The sequence below is a fragment of the Daejeonella lutea genome (assembly GCF_900168015.1).
GTDB classification, from domain to species: domain Bacteria; phylum Bacteroidota; class Bacteroidia; order Sphingobacteriales; family Sphingobacteriaceae; genus Daejeonella; species Daejeonella lutea.
In genome coordinates, this window is the sequence record NZ_FUYR01000001.1 from 953,248 (window position 1) to 979,234 (window position 25,987).

The following is a 25,987-nucleotide window of genomic DNA, read 5'->3' on the forward strand; positions in this document are numbered from 1 at the left end:
GGAGGAGTTGAGAGTTGAGAGTGGAAAGTGGAAGGTTAAGAGTTGAGAGTTGGTACCTCATACTTCATACCTCAACATTACAAAGACTTTATCTCCGTTACCAATTGCTGTAACACCGATTTCGCGTCTCCAAACAGCATCGAAGATTTCGGCTGGAAGAAAAGTTCGTTTTCAATTCCAGCATATCCGGGATTCATGCTTCGTTTATTGATAATCACTAGTTTTGCCAGTTCTACATCAAGTACCGGCATGCCGTAGATCGGTGATGAAGGGTCGGTTTTGGCCGCAGGATTCACCACATCATTTGCACCCAGTATCAAAACAACATCGGTAGATGGGAATTCATCGTTTGCCTGTTCCATTTCCTGCAGACTTCCATAATCTACGTCAGCTTCCGCAAGAAGTACGTTCATATGCCCCGGCATACGACCAGCAACTGGATGAATAGCGTAACTCACCTCTACTCCTTTGTCAAGTAATAATTTTTCAAGCTCATGGCATACATGCTGTGCCTGGGCAACCGCCAAACCATAACCAGGAACAATTATTACCTTTTTTGCGTAACTCATAACAACTGCAGAATCAGTAATGCTTATCTCTTTGTAAGCCCCCTGATCTTTACTGCCCGACCCACCAGAAACGCCGCCACCGAATGAGCCGATCAACACATTACTCAGGGGTCTGTTCATGGCTTTACACATCAGTATGGTGAGGATAGTCCCCGCGGAACCTACTAAAATTCCACCAGTCAGCATTACTGGGTTATCGTATAAAAAGCCGCCAAAAGCAGCCGCCACGCCCGTAAATGAATTTAGCAGGGAAATTACCACCGGCATATCAGCTCCCCCAATTGGGAGAACGAAGAACAGACCATATACGATTGAAAGCACAAAGATGACATAGAATAGACTGCTCGCTGCCGGATCTCCGGAAATGATCAGGTAGGCTGATAAGGTTATGATCACCCCAAAGATTAAAAGGTTGACAATGTGCTGTCCCTTGAATGAAAAATCTTTAATACTGCCATTGAGCTTACCCCAGGCAACCATACTACCAGCAAAAGATATTGTTCCGATAATTAAGCCAGCAAAAATTATTAATAATGTGCCACCATCCGCGGACTGACCTTCAGCACCTCTGTGCATCAAGTGATTGAACTCAACAATAGAAATGAGCGCGGCACACGCTCCTCCCATACCATTGAACAAGCTAACCATCTCGGGCATAGCCGTCATTTTCACCTTCTTGGCTGCCATGGTACCAAGAAGGGTACCAATGGACAGGGCAACAAAAATCCAAATATAATTACCCAATTTAACACCTTCTTCTTCATAAAGGAAGATGGTTCCTATTATGGCGACAAACATCCCAGCAGCCGCTACCAGGTTACCCTTTCGCGCGCTTTCCGGATGACTCAGCATCTTCAAACCGGCTATAAACGTTATTGATCCTATTAAATAACAGATTGTAAGAATATTCAATTCCATCGTTAGTTTTTTTCTTGATTATACGATAATATCATTTCTTTTTCTTGAACATCTCCAGCATTCTGTCGGTAACCACGAACCCTCCGACAACATTTAATGTACCTAAGATAACAGCTAGAAATCCCAGGATTAATGCCGTATAATTTCCTGAATCAGCTTTGCCCATAACAATTATGGCCCCTATAATTACCACGCCATGAATTGCATTGGCACCGCTCATTAGTGGGGTATGCAATACACTTGGCACCCTGCCAATAACTTCAATACCTAAAAAAACGCTTAATACCACAATATATATCATATCCTGATGTAGCGTGATCCAATCAAATGCTGTTTCCATATTTAGTTGTGTGTTATTGGTTGTAAGTTTTTGAGTTGTTAGTTGCAGGAATCGCGTAATTCGTAATTATTAATTATTAATTATTCCCATAACCCGTTCATTACATATCTCACCGCCGTGGGTGATGCATGCTCCCTTCACCAGGTCGTCTTCAAAGTTGAGATTAAGTTCCCCATCTTTTTTTATGATCAGCTGCAGAAAATTCAGGATGTTTTTGCCATAGAGCTTGCTCGCATCAGCCGGCATAGTTCCCTGCAGGTTTGAATTGCCGATGATGGTTACATTTTTATAAGTAACGGTTTCCCGGTCTTTCGTCTGTTCTGTATTACCTCCTGTGACCGAAGCAAGATCAATAATCAGTGAACCCGTTTTCATTGTATCGAGAACACTATCTGGCAAAAGTATCGGCGCTTTTTTACCAGGGATCTGCGCAGTGGTTATTATAACATCTGCTTTTGCAGCCACTTCAGCAATTCTTTGCTGCTGTTTCTGTTTATACTCTTCTGACTGTTCTACAGCATAGCCTCCAGCACCCGATGCGTCCTTAGCTCCTTCCACTTCAATAAATTTGGCTCCAAGACTCATCACCTCCTCTTTAACCGCTGGTCGCGTGTCAAAGACCTCGACAACTGCCCCTAATCGTTTTGCGGTAGCGATCGCTTGAAGACCGGCGACTCCAGCCCCTAATATCATCACTTTCGCAGGTGCGATACTACCGGCTGCTGTCATAAACATTGGAAAATACTTTGGTAGTTGCATGGCAGCCAGCAGCACGGCTTTATACCCGGCAATATTTGCCTGCGAACTAAGCACATCCATACTTTGTGCCCGTGTAGTCCTTGGCAGCATATCCATGCTGAATGTTGTTAATCCACTTTTAGCCCAACTGTCTATAATTGAACCTTGCGACAGTGGATTATACATCCCCAAAACTACTGCAGAATTTTTAACAACCTTCAGATCATCGTCGGATAGGTGATGGATCGTCAGGATTATATCTGACGATTTGAGGACATTTTCTCTGGTTTTAACTTCTGCACCTTCCTGCTGATACAATAAATCTGAAGCAAATGCTTTGGAGCCAGCATTAGATTCGATCAACACGTCGATCTTTTGTTTTTTAAGAGTCGAGATATGTTCAGGAAGTAAAGAAACCCGTGTTTCGGGCGAAGGCTCACACAAAATACCAATTGTCATGAATGTTCTGCTGTTAAGTGGTTATTGTCTAAAATAGCAAAAAGGAGCTATTGGTCGGCAGAACATCAAAAAAAATACAATAAACCAGTCGAAAGTTGACGGTGGACAGAGGATAGTTTTCCGGTCGTAATTGACAACTGCCCACTTTCAACTGTCAACTTAAACCGTATCTTTGCGCCTCAATGAAGCACATACGTAATTTTTGCATAATAGCACATATTGATCACGGTAAGAGTACCTTAGCTGACCGTCTCCTTGAGTATACAAATACGATCACACAACGGGAGTCGCAGGCTCAGTTGCTCGATGATATGGATCTTGAGCGTGAGCGAGGAATTACAATTAAAAGCCATGCTATCCAAATGGATTATATCCAGGATGGCCAAGCGTATGTTCTCAACCTCATCGACACCCCAGGGCACGTGGATTTCTCCTATGAAGTTTCGAGGTCAATTGCTGCATGTGAAGGTGCTCTTTTAATCGTAGATGCTTCTCAGGGAATTCAGGCTCAAACTATTTCCAACCTTTACCTTGCCTTGGAGCATGACCTTGAAATAATCCCAATCCTTAATAAGATGGACTTGCCCGGTGCAATGCCAGAGGAGGTTAAGGATCAAATTATAGAACTGATTGGCTGTAAACGTGATGAAATTATTCCGGCTTCCGGTAAAACTGGACTCGGTGTTCATGACATTTTAAGAGCTATTGTTGAACGTGTACCGGCTCCAAAAGGAAATCCAGATGGTGAACTACAGGCACTGATTTTCGATTCTGTTTTCAACTCTTTCCGTGGTATCATTGCGTACTTCAAAGTTTTGAATGGAGAGATCCGTAAAGGCGATAAAGTAAAATTCGTTGCCACTGAAAAAGATTATATCGCTGAGGAGGTGGGAACCCTGAAACTCACACAGAAACCTAAGGATGTAATTAAGACCGGAGATGTAGGCTACATCATTTCTGGAATAAAAGAAGCGCGTGAAGTAAAGGTAGGTGATACGATTACTCATAAAGAACGACCTAGCAGCGAACCAATCAAAGGTTTCGAAGAAGTTAAGCCGATGGTTTTTGCCGGGATCTATCCGGTAGATACGGATGAATATGAAGAGCTGCGTGAAGCAATGCACAAGCTGCAACTTAACGATGCTTCAATTGTTTTTGAACCTGAGTCGTCGGCTGCATTAGGATTTGGATTCCGTTGCGGTTTCCTTGGAATGCTTCATATGGAGATCATCCAGGAACGTTTGGAGCGTGAGTTCGACATGACTGTCATTACAACCGTCCCGAACGTTTCTTATAAAGCATTCACTTCCAAAGGAATTGAAATTGATGTACATAACCCCTCTGATCTTCCCGACCCAAGTAAGCTGGAACATGTTGAGGAGCCTTTTATAAAAGCTAACATTATTACTAAGTCTGAGTTCGTCGGACCGATTATGTCGCTGTGTATCCAAAAGCGCGGCACAATTATAAATCAGTCATATTTAACATCAGACCGGGTTGAACTCATCTTTGAAATGCCAATGGGGGAAATCGTATTTGATTTTTATGACAGGTTAAAAACAATTTCAAAAGGGTACGCTTCATTCGACTATCATCAAATCGGCTACCGGCAATCTGACCTGGTTCGATTGGATATCCTTCTGAACAGTGAACCTGTTGATGCTTTGTCATCACTTATCCATCGTACAAATTCATATAACTTCGGTAAGAAGATCTGTGAAAAATTAAGAGAGCTTATTCCGCGCCAGCAATTTGAGATTATTATTCAGGCTTCTATCGGTGCAAAAATCATCGCACGCGAAACCGTTAAAGCACTGCGTAAAGACGTAACTGCCAAGTGTTATGGAGGAGATATCTCACGTAAACGGAAACTTTTGGAGAAGCAGAAGAAAGGTAAGAAGCGTATGCGCCAGGTTGGTAACGTAGAAATCCCTCAAACAGCATTTATGGCTGTTTTGAAGCTTGACTAATGCTGAATGCGCTAATTATCGTTTTTCGCGATTAACGAAAAAACTGTGTTGAAAAGCCGCAAAATGTGGATAAACTAAGATTTTATTACGAATGCAATTACTTGACGGAAAATTTGTTTCAGAAAAATTAAAACTACAAATCGCAGAAGAAGCCGCAGATATCCGGCAAAAAATTGGTCGGAAACCACATCTTGTCGCTATCCTTGTCGGGCATGACGGGGGTTCTGAAACCTATGTGGCCAGCAAAATTAAAAATTGTGAGAAGGTTGGATTTGATTCCACGCTTTATCGTTTTGAAAATGATATCACTGAAGATGCTCTTTTACAAAAGATCGAAGAAGTAAATAACGATCCCAATACAGATGGCATTCTGGTTCAGCTTCCCTTACCCAAACATATTTCAGCCGACAACGTAACTGAGCGTATTTCTCCTGAAAAAGATGTGGATGGTTTTCATCCGATAAATCTTGGGCGTATGCAACGGAACCTTCCCTCCTTTCTTCCGGCTACCCCTTACGGCATACTGTTGATGCTTGCTGAATATAACATAAATACAGCCGGTAAACACTGTGTCGTTGTAGGACGAAGCAATATTGTGGGCTCACCAATGAGTATCCTGATGGCACGTAACACAAATCCTGGTAATTGTACAGTAACGATCTGCCATAGCAGAACTCCGGATATAAAAAAATTCACGCTTGATGCCGATATCCTCATAGTTGCGATTGGAAAGAAGAACTTCATCACCGCGGATATGGTAAAAGAAGGTGTTGTAGTTATTGATGTGGGAATGAACCGAGAAATCTCAAACGAAACGAAGTCGGGTTATAAATTATATGGCGATGTTGATTTCGACAATGTAGCACCAAAGTCATCCTGGATCACACCGGTACCTGGCGGAGTTGGATTGATGACGATTGTGGGTCTTCTTAAAAATACGCTAGCATCAGCCAAAAAAGAAATCTATTAGATCACCAGAATTTCCACCAGCTTTCTTTAAGACCTAAATATATTCCATCTTCACGTACTTCGGTGGGATATGTATGCACATAGTTACCCTGGCCTAACAGGCCGCGCCCTGTATTTAAATCAAATTCATGCCGGTGATAAGGACAGACTATATTCCCATTTTTACACCAGCCAAGACTCAGGTCGGCACCCGCATGCGGACATTTGTTTTGGATTACAAATATCTCACCCTGTGTTTTAACAGCACAAAATGTCCTCCCTGAAGCCTCGATCCGTTTTATAAAATCATCGCCATCCAGGATGTCAGTTTGAAATATTTTAATCCACTCCATTTTTGTGTGTCACTGCTGTGTCGCAATACGTATTAATCACTTCACGATCCGCTAAACTAATTATATTTGCATCCTAAATTACAAAATGGCACACCAAATACCAGCAGATGGCACCTTATTACCCCTAATGGAAGAGTTCTATACTATTCAGGGTGAAGGTTTTCATTCCGGAAAAGCGGCATATTTCATTCGTCTGGGGGGTTGCGATGTTGGCTGCCACTGGTGTGATGTTAAGGAAAGCTGGGACGCCGAACTGCATCCGCTTACAGCAGCAGACCAGATTGTAAAAAACGCAGAAAAATTTCCTGGAAAAGCAGTGGTTGTCACAGGCGGTGAACCATTAATATATAATCTTGATTACCTTACTGCAGAACTACAGGCTCGGGGCATCAAAACCTTCATTGAAACTTCCGGAGCTTATCCGCTGTCGGGAAGCTGGGACTGGATTTGCCTTTCTCCAAAAAAGTTCAAAGCTCCAAGGCCCGACATCAATCCCTTCGCTGGTGAGTTGAAAGTGATCGTATTTAACAAGAGTGATTTTGCCTGGGCCGAGGAACATGCTCAACATGTTTCAGAAAATTGCAAGCTTTATTTGCAGCCTGAGTGGTCAAAATCTGCTGAGATGACTCCCTTAATTATAGACTATGTAATGCAGAACCCAAAATGGGAGATCTCGCTACAGACGCATAAATATCTTAATATTCCTTAATAAATATTTACGCAAATTCTGGAATTAGAAGCTCCTTCGTTTCAGTTCATATAACGTTGCGTGGTGTCGCCTAGCACGGGATTTCGCTTTCAATCTTGTAATTACTTTGCTGACATCAGCATGCCTGACTGGGATGCAAAGATTTCCATTACAATTATAACGCACCTAAACAGCGAACGAAGCGTTAAATACTTATTAACCTTTTAATTTGTATATTTCTAACATCACGTTTCTGCCTTTTGTAATGAGAAAAATCCTGTTATTATCTTTACTATTCTGTTCCGCACTGTGTTTTGGACAAAAAGTAACCACATCCCAAAACAAACTAGCTCAAAAATCCTACCTGCAAGCCAATAAATATATCGGCGATAAGGCATACAATATGGCGATTACTGAACTTAAAAAAGCTGTGTCGGAGGATAATAAATTCACTGCAGCATTTCAGCAGCTAGGGGATTTATACAGGCGTATTGAGGACTACCCTAACGCGGTTAGTAATTATCGAAAAGTTATTGAGATCGATCCGGAATTTCATAATCTCACATATTTCGGACTCGGAGAAAGCGAATTAAACACAGGCGACTATGCGAATGCACTTCTCCATTTCCGAAAGTATGCCTCCTTTCCAGGCTTAAGTGACGAAAGTAAAATTAGAACTGCTAAATATATAGCCGACTGTGTTTTCAGTCTGGAAGCCATTAAAAAACCAGTTAGTTTCAAGCCTGTGAATATGGGTCCAGGTATTAATTCGAACCAGGATGAGTATCTTCCTGTCATCACCGCCGACGAAAGTAAGATCATATTTACCAAGAAAACCAGTAATAATGAAGATTTCTTTACAAGTGTAAAAAATCAGGAAAAATGGTCAGCGGCAAAAGCGCTCAGTGCAAATATCAACACATTTGAGTTTAATGAAGGTGCTCAATGTATTTCACCTGATGGCAATTATCTTTTTTTTACAGGTTGTAACCGGCCGGATGGTTTGGGGCGCTGCGATATTTACGTCTCAAAATGGGAAGGAAATGAATGGAGCCGTCCTTTTAACCTCGGTGCCCCGATAAATACGCCCGGCTGGGAATCACAACCCTCTATCAGTGCCGATGGACGTACTTTATACTTCGTGAGCACACGGAATGGTGGTCGTGGTGGTTATGATCTTTGGAAATCCGACCTAATGGCTGAAGGGTCATGGAGTGTGCCAGTTAATTTAGGTCCTGAAATAAACACAGCATACGACGAACAATCCCCTTTTATTCACCCTGATGATCAAACCCTTTACTTTTCCTCAAATGGTTGGCCGGGCCTGGGTAGTAAAGATCTTTTCATCACGCGTAAAAAAAACCCGGGCGAACAGAAAATAATTTGGGAGAAACCACAAAACCTGGGTTATCCTATCAATACTTTCGGTGAAGAGAGCGGTTTGAGCATCAGCAGCAGCGGCTGTCTTGCTTTTTTTGCCTCCGATAAACAGGGAGGTTCTGGAGGGTTTGATATTTATTCGTTTGAGATGCCTGAAAATTTGCGTCCGAAAAGCGTAACATATGTTAAAGGACTGGTATTCGATAAAAATAATAAACAGGCCCTGGAGGCAAAAGTTCAGATAATCAATCTCAAAACCAGCTCATTCACGTTCGATGACTTTACCGATGGTGTTGCAGGGGAATTTCTTGCTACAATGACTCCAGGCAATTCGTTCGCACTTAATGTTTCTAAACCGGGATACATGTTTTATTCTCAAAATTTCACTCCGGATTTAAAAGGGGCGGTCAAGCCATATTTGATAGAAGTGCCTCTACAAAAAGTGGAGGTAGGCGGAATGGTTGTGCTCAATAATATATTTTTTGAGACAAATAAGTTCGAATTACTTCCAGAATCAAAAACGGAATTAGGGCATCTAATTACATTCCTACGAGAGAATCCAACTGTAACTATTGAAATTGCAGGTCATACAGACAATGTAGGTGATGATAAGTCAAACCAGCTTCTTTCAGAAAATCGTGCAAAAACGGTTTATGATTACCTGATTTTTAATAAGGTAAAAGCACCAACACTTAGCTTTAAGGGGTATGGTGAAAGTGCACCAGTTATGGACAATTCGACAGAAGAAAATCGGAAAAATAACCGAAGAACGGAATTTAAAATCTTAAAAAAATAACATGGAACAAAACTACCAAAATCACGCTCGTACCGTCTTAGGATTTCATCGAGTGCTATTGATCCTATTGGTCGCTGGTTTAATCGGATCGGGAGTTAACTTGTATGAATCTCTTTACAGCCCCAATCTATACTCTGCGAGTTTAATTATGCTACTATTCGTTTGCTGCGCTATTATGTACGCATATGTGAGACTATTTCCACTTAAAGCACAGGACCGCGCAATTCGGGCTGAAGAGAATTTCAGGCACTACATTCTGACCGGCAAAATACTGCCATCAGGATTAACTATGGGACAGATCATTGCACTTCGTTTTGCATCAGATGAGGAACTTCCACATCTCTCGGATAAAGCTGTTAAGGAAAATTTACGTCCAAGGGAGATCAAGCAATTTATTCAGAAATGGAAAGCGGATCATCATCGTGTTTAAATTTATCTTTCTCGTTTACAGGAAATTACAGCGATATGTCGCTAACGGGTGTAACCATCTAACTTTTTTGTTTCATAGCTTTTCACTCTAGTCTTTTTGTTAGATTTACTAGTATGAAAATAAAAATCCTTCTGGCCATGTTGCTTTCGGCGCTCGAAATCTTTGCTCAGCATCCTGAAACGACCATATCTAACGGACTTATTGAAGCGAAACTTTATCTTCCGGATGCAACCAATGGTTTCTACCGTGCCACCAGGTTCGACTGGGCGGGTGTAGTTTCAAGTTTGAAATATAAAAATCATGAATATTTTGGGCAATGGTATGCAAAGCATGACCCCAAAGTACATGATGCGATCCAGGGCCCAGTCGAAGCCTTTGATCCGATAGGATATGACGCTGTAAAACCTGGCGAGTCGTTCGTAAAAATTGGAGTTGGGTCATTGAAAAAAATTAATGCTAATCCCTATCGATTTTCCAGCCCATTCGAGATCGTAAATGCTGGAGAATGGAAGGTTAAGAAGAAAAAGAACGCAGTTACATTCGTTCATGAGCTCCACGATGCAAATGGCTATGCATATATTTATACCAAGACGTTGCGCCTGTTAAAGAATAAACCTGTATTAGTGCTCGAACATAGCCTTAAGAATATTGGAAAAAACCTCATTGAAACCAGTACCTTCAATCACAACTTCTTTGTTATTGATAAACAACCAACCGGACCAGACTTCACAGTTACACTACCTTTTGAGATCAATAATCAGTCTGCTGGTAAGAATTTGATGAAATTTGAAAACAAACAAATGAACTACCTCAAGGTGCTTACTAAAGGTGAGAGCACAATGGAATATCCAAAAGGTTTTACGGGCGACAGAGTTGAAGATTACGACTTTACCGTGGCCAATTCCCGCACCGGAGCAAGTGTGAGAATCACCGCAGATAAGCCCTTATCGAACTTTATGTATTGGTCTGTGCCCACAACACTCAGTCCGGAACCCTTTATAAAAATAAAAGCCTTACCGGGCGAAACATTTAAATGGAATATCAATTACGAGTTTAGCAGTATTAATTAATATGTCAAACAGAAGAACGTTCTTAAAGAGCTCAGCTATGCTTGCCATTGGCAGCAGCATACCTAATTGGATTGTCGCTCGTGATTCATCCATTGCTCCGAAATATCCCCCCGTCGGCCTTCAGGTATATACACTAGGATTTTTATTAAATGCTCCGGGCGCCGACACCCGATCTATCCTGAAGCAAATCGCTGACATAGGCATAAAAGAAATTGAGACCGCTACGGGTGGGAATGGTTTGTACTATGGACAAAAACCAAAGGTATTTGCAGAAATGGCCAAAGACACGGGATTAAAGTGGATAGGAAATCATATTGGGGGGCTTCCGCGCACACCTGCGGCATCTGCTACTTCGACGGCAGCCCGTCCCCGTTCCCGCAATCTCAGGGATAACATTCAGGAAATTGTAGATGACGCGGCAGAGGGAGGTTGCAGCTGGGTAATTTGTTCTAGCTCTGCAATTTCAACGCTCGATGAAATTAAACGTACGGCGGAAGTGTTTGTGAAGGCCGGTGATCTTGCAGAACAGAACAACATGAGGTTTGCATATCATAATCATCAATCAGAATTCGACCAGATTGAAGGTGTTACCGCATTCGATTACGTCCTAACAAATACTGATAAGAAAAAGGTATTCATGGAGCTGGATTTGGCCTGGGCCACTGCCGCCGGGCAAGACCCTGTTGCTCTGTTCAAAAAATATCCCGGGAGGTTCCCGCTTTGGCATGTAAAAGACTTAGATAAAACAACCGGCAGGCCCTGCCCTGTTGGCACCGGAAAAGTTGATTTTAAACACATCTTTACAAATTCTAAACTTTCGGGAGTCGAGCACACTTTTATTGAACAGGACGGCGCAAAAAACATTGATGATCCGGCGTCAAGTGTTCAATGGCTAAAAAACAACATCTATAAATAGGAAAATGCCAAACGGCAAATCGGCACAAATTCTCAATACCTCGTCTAATTTATTGGGATTTTGTTCGATTGTGTTCACATCATTGAAGGTCTCGAGGTTCAATGACGTTATAACTACCGATTAAGTCACTGGCATTGCCTGCATTTTATTGATGTCGAGTAGTCTGCTTTCGTTTTTTTTAATTACCGTTCTGATTGCGTTTTCTCTTTTTCCATAACTTGGTCCTGAACTTATAAAGGCTTTTTTAGTTTGGCGCAAGCGAAACAAGGGACATAGGATCTCAAACCACTATAGAATAGCTTCCCTAATCCGAACTAGCTTTGTCATTAGACCTTCGAGAAGGTCGAGTTGAAGCATATTAGCCCCATCTGACTTTGCATTCGCAGGATCGGGATGGGTTTCAATAAAAAGACCATCAGCTCCCACTGCAATTGCGGCTTTACCAATGGTCTCAATCAGAGCAGGCTTACCACCTGTCACCCCACTTGCTTGATTTGGCTGCTGCAGTGAGTGGGTGCAGTCCATTACAACCGGCACACCGAAGTCCCTCATCTCCGGAATACCACGGTAATCAACTATAATGTCCTGGTATCCAAAGGTGTTACCACGATCGGTGAGAATTACATTTGGATTACCAGAATCAGTAATTTTGTCGACAGCAAACCTCATTGAGCCCGCAGAAAGAAATTGTCCTTTTTTAACATTAACTGTTTTTCCTGTCTTAGCAGCGGCGATGAGAAGATCGGTTTGACGACATAAAAATGCTGGAATTTGAAGGACGTCGACATATTCAGCAGCCATTGCAGCCTCATTACTTTCGTGAATGTCAGTAACGCAGGGGATATCAAACTCCCGTCCAACTTTAGCCAGAATTTTCAACGCTGTATCATCACCAATACCGGTAAAAGAATCTAATCTTGACCTGTTGGCTTTACGGTAAGAACCTTTGAATATTAGCGGTATCTGAAGTTTATCGGTTATAGATACGATACGCTCTGCTATTCTCAAGGCAATTTCCTCACCCTCAATTACACATGGCCCCGCCATCAGGAAAAAATTATTCGTTTGAGAATGCTTTATCCTGGGAATATTACTTATCATCAATTTCCTAGCTCTGATAAAAATTTAATACGCATTAATTGTACTTCTTCGCGGGTGTAGTCATCATCCCCTAATTCTGCTAAGGCAGTGTCAATTGAATCGACTTCCGATCCGCGAAAGTAGTCAAATACCTCGTCTTGCCTATCTTCCTCGATAATTTCATCGATATAATAATTCAGGTTCAGCTTTGTACCCGAATTAACGATCGTTTCAAGTTCCTTTAATATCTCATCATATGAAATACCTTTCGCCGAAGCGATATCTTCAAGCGCAATCTGCCTGTCGATATTTTGAATAATAGAAACCTTTAGGGCAGATTTATTTGCCGCACTTTTGATTACAAGGTCGACCGGACGATCAATATCATTCTCATCGACATATTTCTTAATCATCTCTATGAATGGCGGGCCGAATTTCATTGCCTTGCCTGAACCTACACCCTGGATTTGTTTCAACTCATCTAAAGAAACAGGATAGTGAGTGCACATTTCATCAAGAGAAGGATCCTGAAAAATCACAAACGGTGGGAGATTTTTCTGCTTGGCGATCTTTTTACGAAGATCCTTCAGCATCTGCAGTAACACTGTATCCAAAGCCCCAGCCTGATGCTGCGATTCTTCAACTTCATCCTCAGCCGTCTCCATCAGATAGTTGAGAATAAATTTAACAGAATAAGGATTCTCAATGAATGCTTTTCCAGATTTGGTGAGCTTTAGAAGCCCGTAATTATCAATATCTTTCAGAACAAAGTTATTCAACACCGCCTGACGCATTAAGGACTTCCAAAGAATTTCACCTTCCTCCTTACCCGATCCAAACAATGGTAACTTATCGTGCTCGTAGGATGAAATCTGAGCATTATCCACTCCTAGCATGAAATTGATAATGTACTGGTCGTCAAATTTTTCACCGAAATCACGAATTAATGTCAGGGCTCTCAATAAAGGTGCCTCAGCGTCAAAATACTTTTTGGGATGCCGGCAATTATCGCACATATTATTGCAGCCTGCTTCATTGAAATTCTCTCCAAAATAATGGAGGATCTGCTTGCGTCGACAAACTGAAGATTCGGCATAATCGATAACCTCTTTTAATATTTGAGTTCCTATTTCTCGTTCAGAAACAGGTTTATCTTTCATAAATTTTGTAAGCTTATCAATATCCTTTTGGGAATAAAAAGCTACACAAATACCTTCACCTCCATCTCTTCCAGACCGGCCTGTTTCCTGATAATACCCCTCCATGCTTTTAGGAATATCATGATGGATAACATAACGAACATCGGGCTTATCAATACCCATTCCGAATGCAATTGTTGCGACTATTACATCAACATCTTCCATCAGGAAATTATCCTGAGTTTCAGCCCGTGTTTTTGGGTCAAGCCCGGCGTGATAGGGAAGAGCCTTAATCCCATTTAGTTTAAGCGCTTCAGCTACTTCCTCTACCTTTTTGCGACTCAGACAATATACGATTCCGGATTTCCCGGAATTCATTTTTGCATATCTGACAATTTCCTTAATAACATCTCTTTTCGCCCGTACTTCATAAAATAGATTTGGCCTGTTAAATGAGGATTTGAAAAGTGACGCATTACTCATCTGCAGGTTTTTCTGGATATCCTGCTGAACCTTTGGAGTAGCAGTGGCCGTAAGTGCTATTATTGGAATGTTATCACCTATATTGTCAATAACCTGCCGGATCTTTCGGTACTCCGGCCGGAAGTCATGACCCCATTCAGAAATACAGTGAGCTTCATCCACAGCTACGAATGAAATAGATATGCCTCTTAAGAAATCAATATTTTCGGTTTTGGTTAAGGACTCAGGGGCGACATACAATAATTTTGTTGCACCGCTAGTTACATCTTCCTTGACCTTTGTGATTTCGGACTTATTAAGTGATGAGTTTAAAAAATGTGCAATACTGTCAGTTCCGCCGAAAGCCCTTAACTGATCAACCTGATTTTTCATGAGGGCAATTAGCGGCGAAATAACGATCGCCGTGCCGTCGCTCATTAATGCGGGTAGCTGATAGCAAATTGACTTTCCACCACCGGTTGGCATTATTACGAACGTATCTTTTTTCTGCAGTATGCTGGTGATAATTGCTTCCTGATCCCCCTTAAAGTTATCAAACCCAAAAAAGTTCTGAAGATTATCGAATAGGGATTTGTTTATTTCCATTGTCTATCTGGAAAAAATGAAAAATGGGTCATAATAATATTCAAAATAACATATTTTTGCCATAAATTATCTTTTTAACTAAAAAATAATCTGGTTGAAAAATCCACAAGAAATACTAGAAATAGCAAAAAAAACACTGCAGATCGAAGCAGAAGGAATTATGCGACTTTCTACACAGTTAAACGAGGATTTTTCTGAGATAGTACATCAAATCTTATACCTAAACGCCCGTGTAATAGTTACTGGCATAGGTAAAAGCGCAATTATTGCACAAAAGATTGTGGCAACGTTTAATTCTACCGGAACACCCGCAATTTTCATGCATGCTGCGGATGCTATTCATGGTGATCTGGGGATGATTCAAAATAATGATCTGGTAATTTGCATTTCCAAAAGCGGCAATACTCCGGAAATCAAGGTCCTGATACCATTACTTAAACAGTCTGATAATAAACTAGTTGCATTGGTTGGGGACACTAATTCCTACTTGGCTAATCAAGCGGATTGGATTCTTGACACATCCGTTGAAATTGAGGCTTGTCCCAATAACCTCGCTCCTACTACTAGTACAACTGCCCAATTGGCGATGGGTGACGCATTGGCAGTATGTTTGCTGGAGTGCAGGGAATTCACAAAAGAAGATTTTGCAAAATATCATCCAGGTGGTTCTTTGGGGAAACGTCTTTATTTAAAAGTTGGTGATTTAGCTTCACAGAACGAAAAACCAGAGGTTGTATCATCTTCTACTGTCAAAGATGTCATAATTGAAATTACTAAAAACAGGTTAGGTGCAGTAGCTGTTGTTGATGGTGGAATGCTTGCTGGCATTATTACTGATGGTGATATCAGAAGAATGCTGGAAAAGAACAATTCCATTGAAGGCCTTTTGGCGAAAGACATTATGAGCACAACGCCAAAATATATTGACAAAGACGAACTTGCAGTGAACGCATTAGACATTTTGAGAAAAAATAACATTACTCAGATCCTGGTTGGTTCCAAAACCAAATTTGAAGGATTCATACATCTCCACGATCTTCTTCGGGAAGGTATAATTTAAGGTATTAACGACTCTATGAAAAATAACTACGCCCTAATAATGGCAGGGGGAATTGGAAGCAGGTTCTGGCCTATTAGCCGCACTGCACATCCAAAACAATTTATTGATATCCTTGGCACTGGAAAAACTCTGATACAACAAACGTTTGAGCGATTTCGAAACATAGTTCCACAGGAAAATATCTTTATTCTAACCAACGAGATCTATGCAGACCTGGTACTGGAACAGATCCCTGATATGGACAGGAGCAGAATTTTATGTGAACCTGTCATGCGTAATACGGCCCCCTGCATTGCATATGGCTGTCATAAGATCCAGAAATTGAATCCTGATGCAGCAATTGTCGTTGCTCCATCTGATCATTTAATATTAAATAACGAAGAGTTTATAAGATGTATTAACAAATCACTTAAAACAGCTTCGGAAAATGATTGCCTGATTACCCTTGGAATAAAACCTTCCAGACCTGATACCGGATATGGATATATCCAATACAATACAAAAAAGATCGATGATGATTTCTACAAAGTCAAAACTTTTACGGAAAAACCCAACATTGAACTAGCCCGTACGTTTGTTCAGAGTGGCGATTTTTTATGGAATGCCGGCATTTTTGTTTGGTCTGTTAAAAATATTCTCCATTCGTTCAAAAAACACCTCCCTGAGATAAATGATATCTTCAATGAAGGTGCAACCGTTTATAATACCGATAAAGAAAAAGATTTCATACAAACGGCATTTACCCAATGTACCAATATCTCTATCGACTACGGCGTGATGGAAAAGGCTGAAAATGTCTACGTTTTACCGTCCGAGTTTGGCTGGTCAGATCTTGGAACCTGGGCCTCAGTTTATGAGCTGGCAGACAAAGATTACGTCGGAAACGCCGTAATTCCTTCAGAGAAAGTAATAATGTATGATTCCTCAAACTGCATGGTAAATGTGCCGGAAGGAAAGGTTGTAGTTTTACAGGGCTTACACGATTTTATCGTTGTGGAAGACAACAATACCCTGATGATCTGCCCGCGTGACCGCGAGCAGGAGATCAAGCAGGTTGTTGCCGATGTGAAACAGCGTTTCGGTGTTGATTTTATTTAGATTTCATTTTTTGCCGGACTGCTTCGTATAGAAGTACTCCAGCAGAGACTGAAACATTCAGTGATTCAATTTCACCAAACATAGGAATTTTCGCAAGGTGATCGGAGATTCGGATAAGATCTGTAGAGATGCCACTTTCTTCTGATCCCATTATAACCGCCGTTGGCACAGTGTAATCTGGCTGATATAGGTAATCATTCGTTTTCTCTGTACAGGCAACTAATTGCAGACCTGATTCCTGAAGAAATTTCGCTATTTTAAAAAGGCTGTCATGCCTGCAGACAGGAATTTTGTAAAGTGCTCCAGCCGACGTTTTAACAGCATCCGGAGTAATTTGTGCCGAGCCTTTTGATGGCACAATCAATGCGTGTACACCTGCACATTCGGCGGTTCGAGCAATGGCGCCAAAATTTCTAACATCGGTCACTCCATCTAGCATTAGAATTAAAGGTACTTCACCTCTTTCATATATAGCTGGAATTACATTTTCTATCTTTTCATATGTTATGGGCGATATAAATGCGACCGCTCCCTGATGATTTTTTGGTGTGAGTCTATTTAATTTTTCTATTGGCACAAGCTGGAAAGGCAGGTCATTCTCCTTAATCAAGGTCCTTAACTCCAGTATTATTCCTCCAGTTAAGCCCCGCTGGATATACAAGCTTTCTATTTCTTTTCCACTTTTTATGGCCTCTATTACTGCTCTTATTCCGAAGATCATTTGGTTAGACTCATGTTGTGGAGCGTCACGCCGCCTATTGAAAGAGTTAGTGTTCATTGATATTAATTTTAGAATTGCCAAGTTAGATATAATTTCTATTTGGAGGGGGAAAATGACTAATCTATCATTAGCAACCAGAGACTTGTTAACAACCAAAAAAGTTATAAACAGCCCGAATTTTTAAATACAGAGCAATATTTTTGGCGTTTTGATATGTTTATCCACATAAGATGTTAATTGTAAAGTGATTGAGCGCTTTGATTGCTAATAGTGTCTTTTGCTAAAAATTTACGGTGTGAAAAACTTAAAAAATTACGGTTTTTTTTTTGTATACTTTTGTTGTTATGAGTTTAGATAAGGACCAGGATTTTAACCGGGGAAACAAAAACACAATATCAGGGGATCGCAGAAACAGGCTTAGTACTATCGCAAGTGGCTTAGGAAAACTACCACCACAAGCATTAGATTTGGAAGAGGCTGTCTTAGGGGCGCTTATGCTCGAAAAGGATGCGCTTTCTGCAGTTATCGACATATTAAAGCCCGACGTCTTCTATAAAGACAGCCATCAAAAGATCTTTGAGGCGATTCAGTTCCTTTTTCAAAAATCGTCACCAATTGACATCTTAACAGTAACTGCTCAACTTCGTCAGCAGGGTGATCTTGAAATGATCGGGGGTGCATATTACATTACCGAGCTGACCAATCGTGTTGCCTCTGCTGCCAACATCGAGTATCATGCTCGAATAATTTCACAGAAATTTATACAGCGCGAGCTGATCAGGATATCCACAGAAATTATTAGTAATGCGTACGAAGATACAACTGACATATTCGATCTGCTTGACCATGCAGAAAAGAATCTGTTTGATATCGCCCAAAATAATCTTCGACGCGATTCCAGGAAAATGGATGATATTATTCGTGAGTCATTGGAAAACCTGGAGAAAATTAAAGACAAGGTAGACGGACTTACAGGAGTGGCCTCCGGATTTACTGCACTTGACCGCATAACTTCCGGCTGGCAGCCCTCTGATCTGGTAATAATTGCGGCAAGGCCTGCCATGGGTAAGACTGCGTTCGTTTTAAGCTGTGCCCGAAATGCTGCAGTTCAGTTTGGCAAGCCCGTTGTCTTTTTCTCTCTCGAGATGTCCTCAGTTCAATTGGTAAATCGTCTTATTTCGGGCGAAACGGAAATAGAGCAGGAAAAGATCCGAAAAGGCCATTTAGCTGAATGGGAATGGCAGCAGCTGCACTCAAAAATTGGCAAATTAACAGAAGCTCCCCTATTCATTGACGATACTCCAGCCCTAAATATATTCGAATTCAGGGCGAAATGCCGACGTTTAAAGGCTCAGTATGATATCCAGATGATCATCATAGATTACCTCCAATTGATGCATGGTAAAAGTGATGGGAAAGGTGGCAATCGTGAGCAGGAGATTGGTAGTATCTCGCGTGCGTTAAAATCAGTGGCAAAGGAGTTGAATGTTCCCGTACTTGCGCTATCGCAGTTAAGCCGTGCCGTTGAAAACAGACCTGGAGGAAGTAAAAAGCCGATGTTGTCGGATTTAAGGGAGTCGGGCTCCATTGAGCAGGATGCTGATATGGTGCTTTTCTTATACAGACCGGAATATTATGGGCTTACTGAGGATGAACAAGGTCGTTCGACTGTAGGTATTGGAGAGGTAATAGTTGCCAAACACAGAAATGGTGAAACTGGTACAGTACCATTACGTTTTGTTGGAAAGTTTGTAAAGTTTGTCGATTTGGAAGAAGATTTTACAGCCCCGGCAAACGCAAATCCATTTGCGGGTATTGCACCATCGCAGGATTTTGAAAAGCCCAACAACTTCATCATACGGCCATCGAGAATGGACGATCTGGATGACGAGCCACCGTTCTAATGCTAAATTTTCAGGGGGTTCTTAAGAAAAAATTCCCAATAAAATACCAGCCAGAATAAGAAACGGCGTTCGGATTTTGGTGAACACAAGTAATAGAAAAGTAACGGTAACAACAGCAACGGAAATCATGCTTATGCCAATAGGCTGCATAAGTAAGATAAATGCAGCACCCATAAACCCTACGGATACTGCGTTAATCCCCGAAAGGGAATTTTTTATTCGGGTTATCTTTTTCAGATCATTCCAGAAGGGAACAATAAACAATATCAATATCAATCCTGGTAAATTAATTCCAAGCACAGCGATAAGGCCCCCTAAAACCTGACCTAAAACACTGTAACCCGAATTTTTCAAGGTCATAGCTCCGACGAACGAGGTAAACGAGAAAGTTGGCCCCGGTAAGGCCTGCTGTAGAGCATAACCCGACAGGAATTGATCGGACGTCAGATATTGTTTCATCTCCACAAACTCTGTATACATGAATGGCACAAGGACTTGCCCTCCACCGAAAATCATAATGCCGTTTCGATAGAAATTTTCAAAAAGACGTATTGGTAAGCTGAATGGCGATGTACGATTAATTATAGCACCGAGCCCTGCGAAAAACAAAAGTACGCCAATAAAATAGGCAATCTTTTTAGGGTTAACCTTCGAAAAAAGTTTACTTCGAATTTCTGTTTCTTCAAAGGGGGTATCGATTGCCGATGAAATTATCCCTCCTATCAAAATGATAATAGGGAAAGCATAAGCATTTTTAAGAATTAATGTTGCTACTAAGGAAGAACCAGCGAGCCAAATTGCTGTATTCGTCTTCAATATCGCCCGGCCGAACCGATAGGCAGCAAAGCCCACAATCCCAACCGCCACGGGTTGAATAAAGTTGAGTACATTTTCGAATTTTTCCTTTTGCCCAAGTGTGGTGTAACTGATAACTGCTAAACACATTATTGCAGCGGATGGAAGCATCCAAATTAGGAATGTAGTAATTGCAATTGGGAGGCCCCCTACTTTATAAGCAATCCCAACCAAGGTCTGTGTTGATGAGGGTCCGGGAAGAATTTGGGTTAGGGCATTTAGTTCCAGCAGCTCAGTTTCCGTAATATATCTGCGTTTGAAGACAAAATTCTTCAGCATAATACCGATGTGAGCCTGTGCACCTCCGAATGCTGTTAGCGTAAACCAAACAACATCGCTCAGAAAGATGAGATGGCGTTTGCTGAGCATTTAATCGTCTTCGTAATCTAAGCCCATAATCGAATTGTACACTCCTTGTAACTCCGAAAAAGCATGCATATCTTTTGCGCTCCGTGATACCTCCATGCCCTTTTTATAGGTAGCTATTGCATCATCTTTGCGATTGAGTTGTTCATACAATTTCCCAGCGTGGTAATATGTACCAACGTATTCAGGGTGATTCATCAAAAGGTCTTCGTAGTATTCCAAAGATTTATCCAGCTCTTTAGCGTTTAGATATTCAGTTGCCAGTGCGTATTTTAAAAAGGGGTCATTCGGCTCGCTTTCGAGGAAATTCAACAGCTTCAGTAATCGTATTTGATGCATTTTAATTTCGCTTTTTTGAGTAGATTTGTAAAAACAGAATCTATATGAAGATATTAGTTTGTGTCAGTAATGTCCCCGATACCACAACAAAAATAACTTTTAGCAGTGATAATACACAATTCAATACCGCTGGTGTACAATATATATTGAATCCGTACGACGAGATTGCTTTAGCGCGGGCGATTGAATTATCTGAAGGAGGAAAAGGCACAGTTACCGTAATAAACGTAGGTGAAGCGTCAGCTGAGCCGACAATCAGAAAAGCTTTGGCCATCGGTGCAGACGACGCAGTACGTGTAAATGCCGCGCCGCGCGATGCCTACTTCGTTTCATATCAGATAGCAGAGTATGCGAAGACTAATGGATTTGATCTAATTCTGACAGGAAGAGAATCAATTGACTATAATGGGTCTCAAGTTGGCGCTATGATCGGTGAGTTTCTCGATCTTCCTTCAACCTCAATTATAAAAAAGCTCGATGCTGACGGTACAAGTGCCAGTTTAGAAAGGGAAATTGAAGGCGGAAAAGAAGTAATCAAGGTTGATTTTCCGTTTGTAGCAAGTTGTGCCGAGGGAGTTGCAGAACCGAAGATTCCTAACATGCGCGGAATAATGTCTGCCAGGACAAAACCTTTACAGGTGATAGAAGCTTTGGATATAGAGCAATTGGTGACATTTAAATCGTACACTACCCCTGCTCCACGCGGCTCTGTAACGATGTTATCATCTGACGAAACAGAAAAGCTTGTAAATTTATTACATACAGAAGCAAAAGTTATTTAACGAAATAATTAAACTCCTCCAGGGAAAAAGATCAAATATGTCAGTTTTAGTATATGTAGAAAATGCAGACGGCAAGTTTAAGAAATCAACATACGAAGTGGTTTCTTACGCCAAATCGGTGGCCGTTTTGTTAAACACAGAATTGATTGCAATCTCGATTGGTGATGTCGGCAAGGATGAATTAACTTCACTTGGCAAATTTGGTGCTGCAAAGGTACTGAATGTCAACAATGATAAATTAAAGTCCTTTGTGATCCAGGCTTATGCTTCAGTTATTACTAATGCAGCTAATAAAGAAAACTCCGACATACTGATACTTGCAAATTCTTTTAGCGGTAAAGGCCTCGCGCCCCGTATCGCAGTGAAATTACAGGCGGGATTGGCTGATTCAGCGGTCGATCTTCCAAAAATCGAAAATAACAGCTTCACCGTCAAAAAAACAGCATTCTCTGGTAAAGCGTTTGCTATGGTAGAATTCAATTCTGCGAAAAAAGTGATCGCTTTAAACCCTAATTCCTACCAAGTCAATGAATCACCGGTTGAAGCTACAATCGAAGACTTCAATCCGGAAATAAATAACTCGGATTTACGAATTGAAGTGACAAATGTCGTTAGAGCTACTGACAAAATTGCCCTCCCAGACGCTGAATTAGTCGTTTCAGCCGGCCGTGGACTAAAAGGTCCGGAGAATTGGAATATTATAGAAGAACTTGCTGATGTGCTTGGTGCTGCCACAGCATGTTCTAAGCCGGTTTCCGATGCAGGCTGGCGTCCACATGAAGAACATGTTGGTCAGACAGGAATTGCTGTTAGCCCGAATTTATATATTGCTGTTGGGATTTCCGGGGCTATTCAGCATTTGGCCGGTGTCAGTTCATCTAAGACAATTGTTGTTATCAATAAAGATCCTGAGGCTCCATTCTTTAAGGTTGCTGATTATGGCATTGTCGGCGATGCATTTGAAGTAGTGCCGAAATTAACAGAGGCTATTAAAGCTTATAAATCACATTCTTAAATTCTCTGCGTGATTTTCTTACGTGTTAAGCTTTCTTGATGAAGAAGTTAAAATTAGATATAGTTGGGTTATCTTACAGTCAAACACAGTCAGGAGCATACGCCCTGGTGCTTGGCGAAGTAAATGGCAGAAGAAGATTACCTATCATTATAGGCGGTTTTGAAGCGCAGGCAATCGCCATTGAGATAGAAAAGATGACTCCCAGCCGCCCCCTCACCCATGATCTTTTCAAATCCTTGGCTGAGACTTATAATGTCACTATACAAGAAGTTATTATTTACAACCTGGTAGACGGGATTTTTTATGCTAAACTCATGTGTAGTGATGGGAAGAAAGTTTCGGAAATAGATGCACGAACTTCTGATGCAATTGCGCTCGCAGTTCGATTTGATTGTCCGATCTATACCTATGAATTTATTCTCGCAACTGCAGGCATCGTGATTGAAGGAAATGAGTTTGTATTCCTGGAAAATATTGAACCTCAACCAGAAGAAAAAACACCCCCAGCGGCGTTGAGTTATAGTTCACTTAGTGAAGACGAACTGAAAGTCAAGCTAAAGGAAGCCCTTGCTGACGAAGCCTACGAAAGAGCTGCGAAGATCCGTGACGAACTTTCAAAAAGAAGATCGTCCTGATCGTTAGCGTACTCGCCAAACTTTTAATATCCGATTGGTTTATATTCCAAATTAGTTCTATCTTTTGCAATAAATTGCGCAAAATATGAATATAAAACTACGGCTAATTGTCATGAACTTCCTGCAGTTCTTTATCTGGGGATCATGGCTAATATCCCTTGGCGGATACATGATTGTTACCCTCAATTTCACGGGTGTTGAGGTCGGCAGTATTTTTGCCACCATGGGTATTGCTTCGCTGTTTATGCCTGCTGTAATGGGTATCATTGCCGATCGTTTTTTCAATGCAGAGCGGGTACTAGGAGCCTGTCATATTGCAGGGGCATTGCTCCTTTTTCTTGCAGCCCAAATCGAAGATTACCCTTCACTCTACATTATCATGCTTTTTAATTGCATGGCATATATGCCGACAATCGCTTTGGCTAACACTGTATCCTACAATGCCTTAGAGAAAAATAATATGGATATTGTAAAATCGTTCCCACCTATTCGGGTGTGGGGAACGATTGGGTTTATTGCAGCAATGTGGGTAGTCGATTTATTGGACTTAACAAAAAGTCCCATGCAGCTTTATGTCAGTGCTGCCGCGTCTCTGGCATTAGGACTTTACTCCTTCACCATGCCTCCCCGACCACCACTCAAATCAGGCGACGCAAGAAGTTTTTCGTCTACTCTTGGATTGGATGCACTTGTGCTTTTCAAATCACGCAAACTTGCTATCTTCTTTATATTCTCAATGTTCCTTGGTGCTGCCCTGCAGATTACGAATCTTTTTGGAGGCTCGTTTTTGGATGATTTTAAAAACACCTATCCTGGTTCGTTTGGTGTTGAGCATCCGAATTTATTACTTTCGATTTCGCAGATATCTGAAACCCTATTTATACTCACTATTCCATTCTTTCTATACAAATTCGGAATTCGTACGGTCATGTTGTTCAGTATAATCGCCTGGGTTTTGCGATTTGCTTTATTTGGAATAGGAAATCCGGGCGATGGCCTTTGGTTGCTCGTATTGTCCATGATTATTTACGGAATGGCATTTGATTTCTTCAATATTTCCGGATCATTATTCGTAGAAAGGGAGGCTGATCCCGCTATCCGTGCAAGTGCTCAGGGATTATTCATGCTGATGACAAACGGCCTGGGGGCATTTTTTGGCGGAATATTGAGCGGCTGGGTTGTCGACTTCTTTACAAGTGGCGGAGTTCGGGACTGGCAAAGTATCTGGTTCACCTTCGCAGGTTATGCGTTACTTCTAGCGATAATTTTCCCCTTTGTGTTTAAATACAAGCATGTACCTGATCAATTGAAGGCGATAAAGCATTAAAATGTCAAAACATTACCGTAAGGAAAATAACTGCCTTAATTGCGGACAAGTTGTTAATGGCAAGTTTTGCAGTAACTGCGGACAAGAGAATATCGAAATTAAGGAACCTTTCTGGGCTTTTGTGAGTCATGGCGTAGGTCATTATTTTCACTATGATTCGAAGTTTAAGAAAACCCTCCGGCCATTTCTTACCAAACCAGGGCAGCTGACAAAAGACTATATGGATGGCCGGATGGCATCACATATTCCTCCAATCAGTTTGTACCTTTTCATTACCTTAGTATATTTTCTTTCTGCTCCAGTATTTAACAAACAGGACGTAGACGAAAAAGAAGCGATGTATAAAGTCTTCAGACTTGACAGTTATTCAGTTCAACTCAATAAAATTGCGAGATTAGATTCAGCGGTAAAACACGAAGAATCCGAAAAGCAAAGAAGTTCAGATGAAGAAATTCTTAAGACCTACCGGAGAATAAACCTAACTGCCGCGGATAGTAACATTACATCGTATCATAACCGCCAAGCAGCTTTGCCTGATTCCCTTAGAGATGATAAAATCACTAAATTTTGGAAAGAGCTAAAGGTGGGATATAGAGAAAAGACTGGCCACACTTTTGATAAAGCCGCCTTCAAAGATAAATATTTTCCGAAACTCCTATTTTTCCTAATGCCCTTGTTTGCCTTTTTCCTTATGTTGAATTTCAGACGGAATAAGAAGTTATATTTGGAACATTTGATCTATACAATACACCTCTTTTCGTTTGCATTCTTTACATTTTTTGTCTCCGAATTTTTGCAATATGTACTGCCTGCAAACTGGGGTGAAGTTATTGAACTAATATTCTTCGCCATTTTGATTTGGTATACCTATAGATCTATAAGGACAGTATATGAGCGATCAAGATGGAAAACCGTCATGAAACTTTTTACAATTTCTATATTGTTCGTGCTATCACTGGTTATTACCGAAGTAGTTGGAATGGCTATCGCGATAAGCTTGGCATAGGTCATAAAAAAAGCCGG

The 25,987-nt window shown here is 41.2% G+C and carries 24 protein-coding genes; 15 read left to right on the forward strand and 9 right to left on the reverse strand.

The features are described from left to right. Positions 1-77: 77 nt before the first annotated feature. The 3 genes from B5X60_RS04175 to B5X60_RS04185 form a co-directional block, all read right to left on the reverse strand. Entirely contained in the window at positions 78-1,487 is a 1,410-nt protein-coding gene (locus B5X60_RS04175; protein ID WP_079701390.1) for an NAD(P)(+) transhydrogenase (Re/Si-specific) subunit beta, read from the reverse strand. 31 nt (positions 1,488-1,518) lie between these two features. Further along, positions 1,519-1,827: an NAD(P) transhydrogenase subunit alpha gene (locus B5X60_RS04180; protein WP_079701391.1), complete on the reverse strand. Its 309-nt coding sequence runs from the start codon at positions 1,825-1,827 to the stop codon at positions 1,519-1,521. Positions 1,828-1,896: 69 nt separating this feature from the next. Beyond that, positions 1,897-3,024 carry a Re/Si-specific NAD(P)(+) transhydrogenase subunit alpha gene (locus tag B5X60_RS04185; RefSeq protein ID WP_079701392.1) on the reverse strand — a complete coding sequence of 376 codons (1,128 nt, stop codon included), beginning with the start codon at positions 3,022-3,024 and terminating at the stop codon, positions 1,897-1,899. Positions 3,025-3,206: 182 nt separating this feature from the next. Here B5X60_RS04185 and lepA point away from each other — a divergent pair, with 182 nt between their 5' ends. Together lepA and B5X60_RS04195 are read left to right on the forward strand one after the other, a co-directional pair. Then, complete coding sequence (gene lepA, locus B5X60_RS04190) at positions 3,207-4,994, forward strand: translation elongation factor 4 (RefSeq protein ID WP_079701393.1); 1,788 nt, start codon at positions 3,207-3,209, stop codon at positions 4,992-4,994. Between the two features lie 91 nt (positions 4,995-5,085). Beyond that, entirely contained in the window at positions 5,086-5,964 is an 879-nt protein-coding gene (locus B5X60_RS04195) for a bifunctional 5,10-methylenetetrahydrofolate dehydrogenase/5,10-methenyltetrahydrofolate cyclohydrolase (RefSeq protein ID WP_079701394.1), read from the forward strand. A 1-nt stretch (position 5,965) separates the two neighbouring features. Here B5X60_RS04195 and B5X60_RS04200 read toward each other — a convergent pair whose 3' ends face one another. Then, positions 5,966-6,295 carry a Rieske (2Fe-2S) protein gene (locus B5X60_RS04200; RefSeq protein WP_079701395.1) on the reverse strand — a complete coding sequence of 110 codons (330 nt, stop codon included), beginning with the start codon at positions 6,293-6,295 and terminating at the stop codon, positions 5,966-5,968. An 85-nt stretch (positions 6,296-6,380) separates the two neighbouring features. Here B5X60_RS04200 and B5X60_RS04205 point away from each other — a divergent pair, with 85 nt between their 5' ends. The 5 genes from B5X60_RS04205 to B5X60_RS04225 all read left to right on the forward strand — a co-directional run bounded on the left by B5X60_RS04205 (position 6,381) and on the right by B5X60_RS04225 (position 11,575). After that, the gene (locus B5X60_RS04205) at positions 6,381-7,004 is read left to right on the forward strand and encodes a 7-carboxy-7-deazaguanine synthase QueE (RefSeq protein ID WP_079701396.1); all 624 of its coding nucleotides are present in this window, start codon (positions 6,381-6,383) and stop codon (positions 7,002-7,004) included. A gap of 244 nt (positions 7,005-7,248) precedes the next feature. Further along, complete coding sequence (locus B5X60_RS04210) at positions 7,249-9,159, forward strand: OmpA family protein (protein ID WP_079701397.1); 1,911 nt, start codon at positions 7,249-7,251, stop codon at positions 9,157-9,159. A gap of 1 nt (position 9,160) precedes the next feature. After that, complete coding sequence (locus B5X60_RS04215; protein ID WP_079701398.1) at positions 9,161-9,589, forward strand: DUF6526 family protein; 429 nt, start codon at positions 9,161-9,163, stop codon at positions 9,587-9,589. A gap of 113 nt (positions 9,590-9,702) precedes the next feature. Then, positions 9,703-10,659 (forward strand): hypothetical protein, encoded by a 957-nt coding sequence (locus B5X60_RS04220; protein WP_221406196.1) that lies wholly within the window; start codon positions 9,703-9,705, stop codon positions 10,657-10,659. Position 10,660: 1 nt separating this feature from the next. Further along, positions 10,661-11,575, forward strand: a complete 915-nt coding sequence (locus B5X60_RS04225) for a sugar phosphate isomerase/epimerase family protein (RefSeq protein ID WP_079701399.1) — start codon at positions 10,661-10,663, stop codon at positions 11,573-11,575. 288 nt (positions 11,576-11,863) lie between these two features. Here the strand turns inward: B5X60_RS04225 and kdsA are convergent, their stop codons facing one another. Both kdsA and recQ read right to left on the reverse strand, forming a co-directional pair. Then, positions 11,864-12,676, reverse strand: a complete 813-nt coding sequence (gene kdsA, locus B5X60_RS04230; RefSeq protein ID WP_079701400.1) for a 3-deoxy-8-phosphooctulonate synthase — start codon at positions 12,674-12,676, stop codon at positions 11,864-11,866. Next, the gene (gene recQ, locus B5X60_RS04235; protein ID WP_079701401.1) at positions 12,676-14,862 is read right to left on the reverse strand and encodes a DNA helicase RecQ; all 2,187 of its coding nucleotides are present in this window, start codon (positions 14,860-14,862) and stop codon (positions 12,676-12,678) included. Before recQ ends, kdsA begins: the two co-directional genes overlap by 1 nt. A 94-nt stretch (positions 14,863-14,956) precedes the next feature. Between recQ and B5X60_RS04240 the strand changes: the two genes are divergently transcribed. Continuing rightward, positions 14,957-15,922 (forward strand): KpsF/GutQ family sugar-phosphate isomerase, encoded by a 966-nt coding sequence (locus tag B5X60_RS04240; RefSeq protein ID WP_079701402.1) that lies wholly within the window; start codon positions 14,957-14,959, stop codon positions 15,920-15,922. A gap of 15 nt (positions 15,923-15,937) precedes the next feature. After that, complete coding sequence (locus B5X60_RS04245) at positions 15,938-17,020, forward strand: mannose-1-phosphate guanylyltransferase (RefSeq protein ID WP_079701403.1); 1,083 nt, start codon at positions 15,938-15,940, stop codon at positions 17,018-17,020. On the opposite strand, the gene rlmB is transcribed toward B5X60_RS04245, so the two are convergent. Next, positions 17,013-17,798: a 23S rRNA (guanosine(2251)-2'-O)-methyltransferase RlmB gene (gene rlmB, locus B5X60_RS04250; protein ID WP_079702297.1), complete on the reverse strand. Its 786-nt coding sequence runs from the start codon at positions 17,796-17,798 to the stop codon at positions 17,013-17,015. The genes B5X60_RS04245 and rlmB overlap by 8 nt on opposite strands. 287 nt (positions 17,799-18,085) lie before the next feature. On the opposite strand from rlmB, the gene dnaB reads away from it, so the two are divergent. After that, entirely contained in the window at positions 18,086-19,645 is a 1,560-nt protein-coding gene (dnaB, locus tag B5X60_RS04255; protein WP_079701404.1) for a replicative DNA helicase, read from the forward strand. A 21-nt stretch (positions 19,646-19,666) separates the two neighbouring features. Here dnaB and chrA read toward each other — a convergent pair whose 3' ends face one another. Then, a complete protein-coding gene (gene chrA, locus B5X60_RS04260) occupies positions 19,667-20,869 on the reverse strand; it encodes a chromate efflux transporter (RefSeq protein ID WP_079701405.1) in 1,203 nt (400 codons plus the stop codon). Then, the gene (locus B5X60_RS04265) at positions 20,870-21,205 is read right to left on the reverse strand and encodes a hypothetical protein (protein ID WP_079701406.1); all 336 of its coding nucleotides are present in this window, start codon (positions 21,203-21,205) and stop codon (positions 20,870-20,872) included. 44 nt (positions 21,206-21,249) lie between these two features. On the opposite strand from B5X60_RS04265, the gene B5X60_RS04270 reads away from it, so the two are divergent. From B5X60_RS04270 to B5X60_RS04290, 5 genes are all read left to right on the forward strand, one after another. Continuing rightward, positions 21,250-21,987 (forward strand): electron transfer flavoprotein subunit beta/FixA family protein, encoded by a 738-nt coding sequence (locus tag B5X60_RS04270; protein ID WP_079701407.1) that lies wholly within the window; start codon positions 21,250-21,252, stop codon positions 21,985-21,987. 37 nt (positions 21,988-22,024) lie between these two features. Beyond that, positions 22,025-23,002: an electron transfer flavoprotein subunit alpha/FixB family protein gene (locus B5X60_RS04275; protein ID WP_079701408.1), complete on the forward strand. Its 978-nt coding sequence runs from the start codon at positions 22,025-22,027 to the stop codon at positions 23,000-23,002. 38 nt (positions 23,003-23,040) lie between these two features. Then, the gene (locus tag B5X60_RS04280) at positions 23,041-23,637 is read left to right on the forward strand and encodes a bifunctional nuclease family protein (protein ID WP_079701409.1); all 597 of its coding nucleotides are present in this window, start codon (positions 23,041-23,043) and stop codon (positions 23,635-23,637) included. An 85-nt stretch (positions 23,638-23,722) separates the two neighbouring features. Next, positions 23,723-24,964 (forward strand): nucleoside permease, encoded by a 1,242-nt coding sequence (locus tag B5X60_RS04285; RefSeq protein ID WP_079701410.1) that lies wholly within the window; start codon positions 23,723-23,725, stop codon positions 24,962-24,964. 1 nt (position 24,965) lies between these two features. Further along, complete coding sequence (locus B5X60_RS04290) at positions 24,966-25,970, forward strand: DUF3667 domain-containing protein (RefSeq protein WP_079701411.1); 1,005 nt, start codon at positions 24,966-24,968, stop codon at positions 25,968-25,970. Positions 25,971-25,987: the final 17 nt, after the last annotated feature.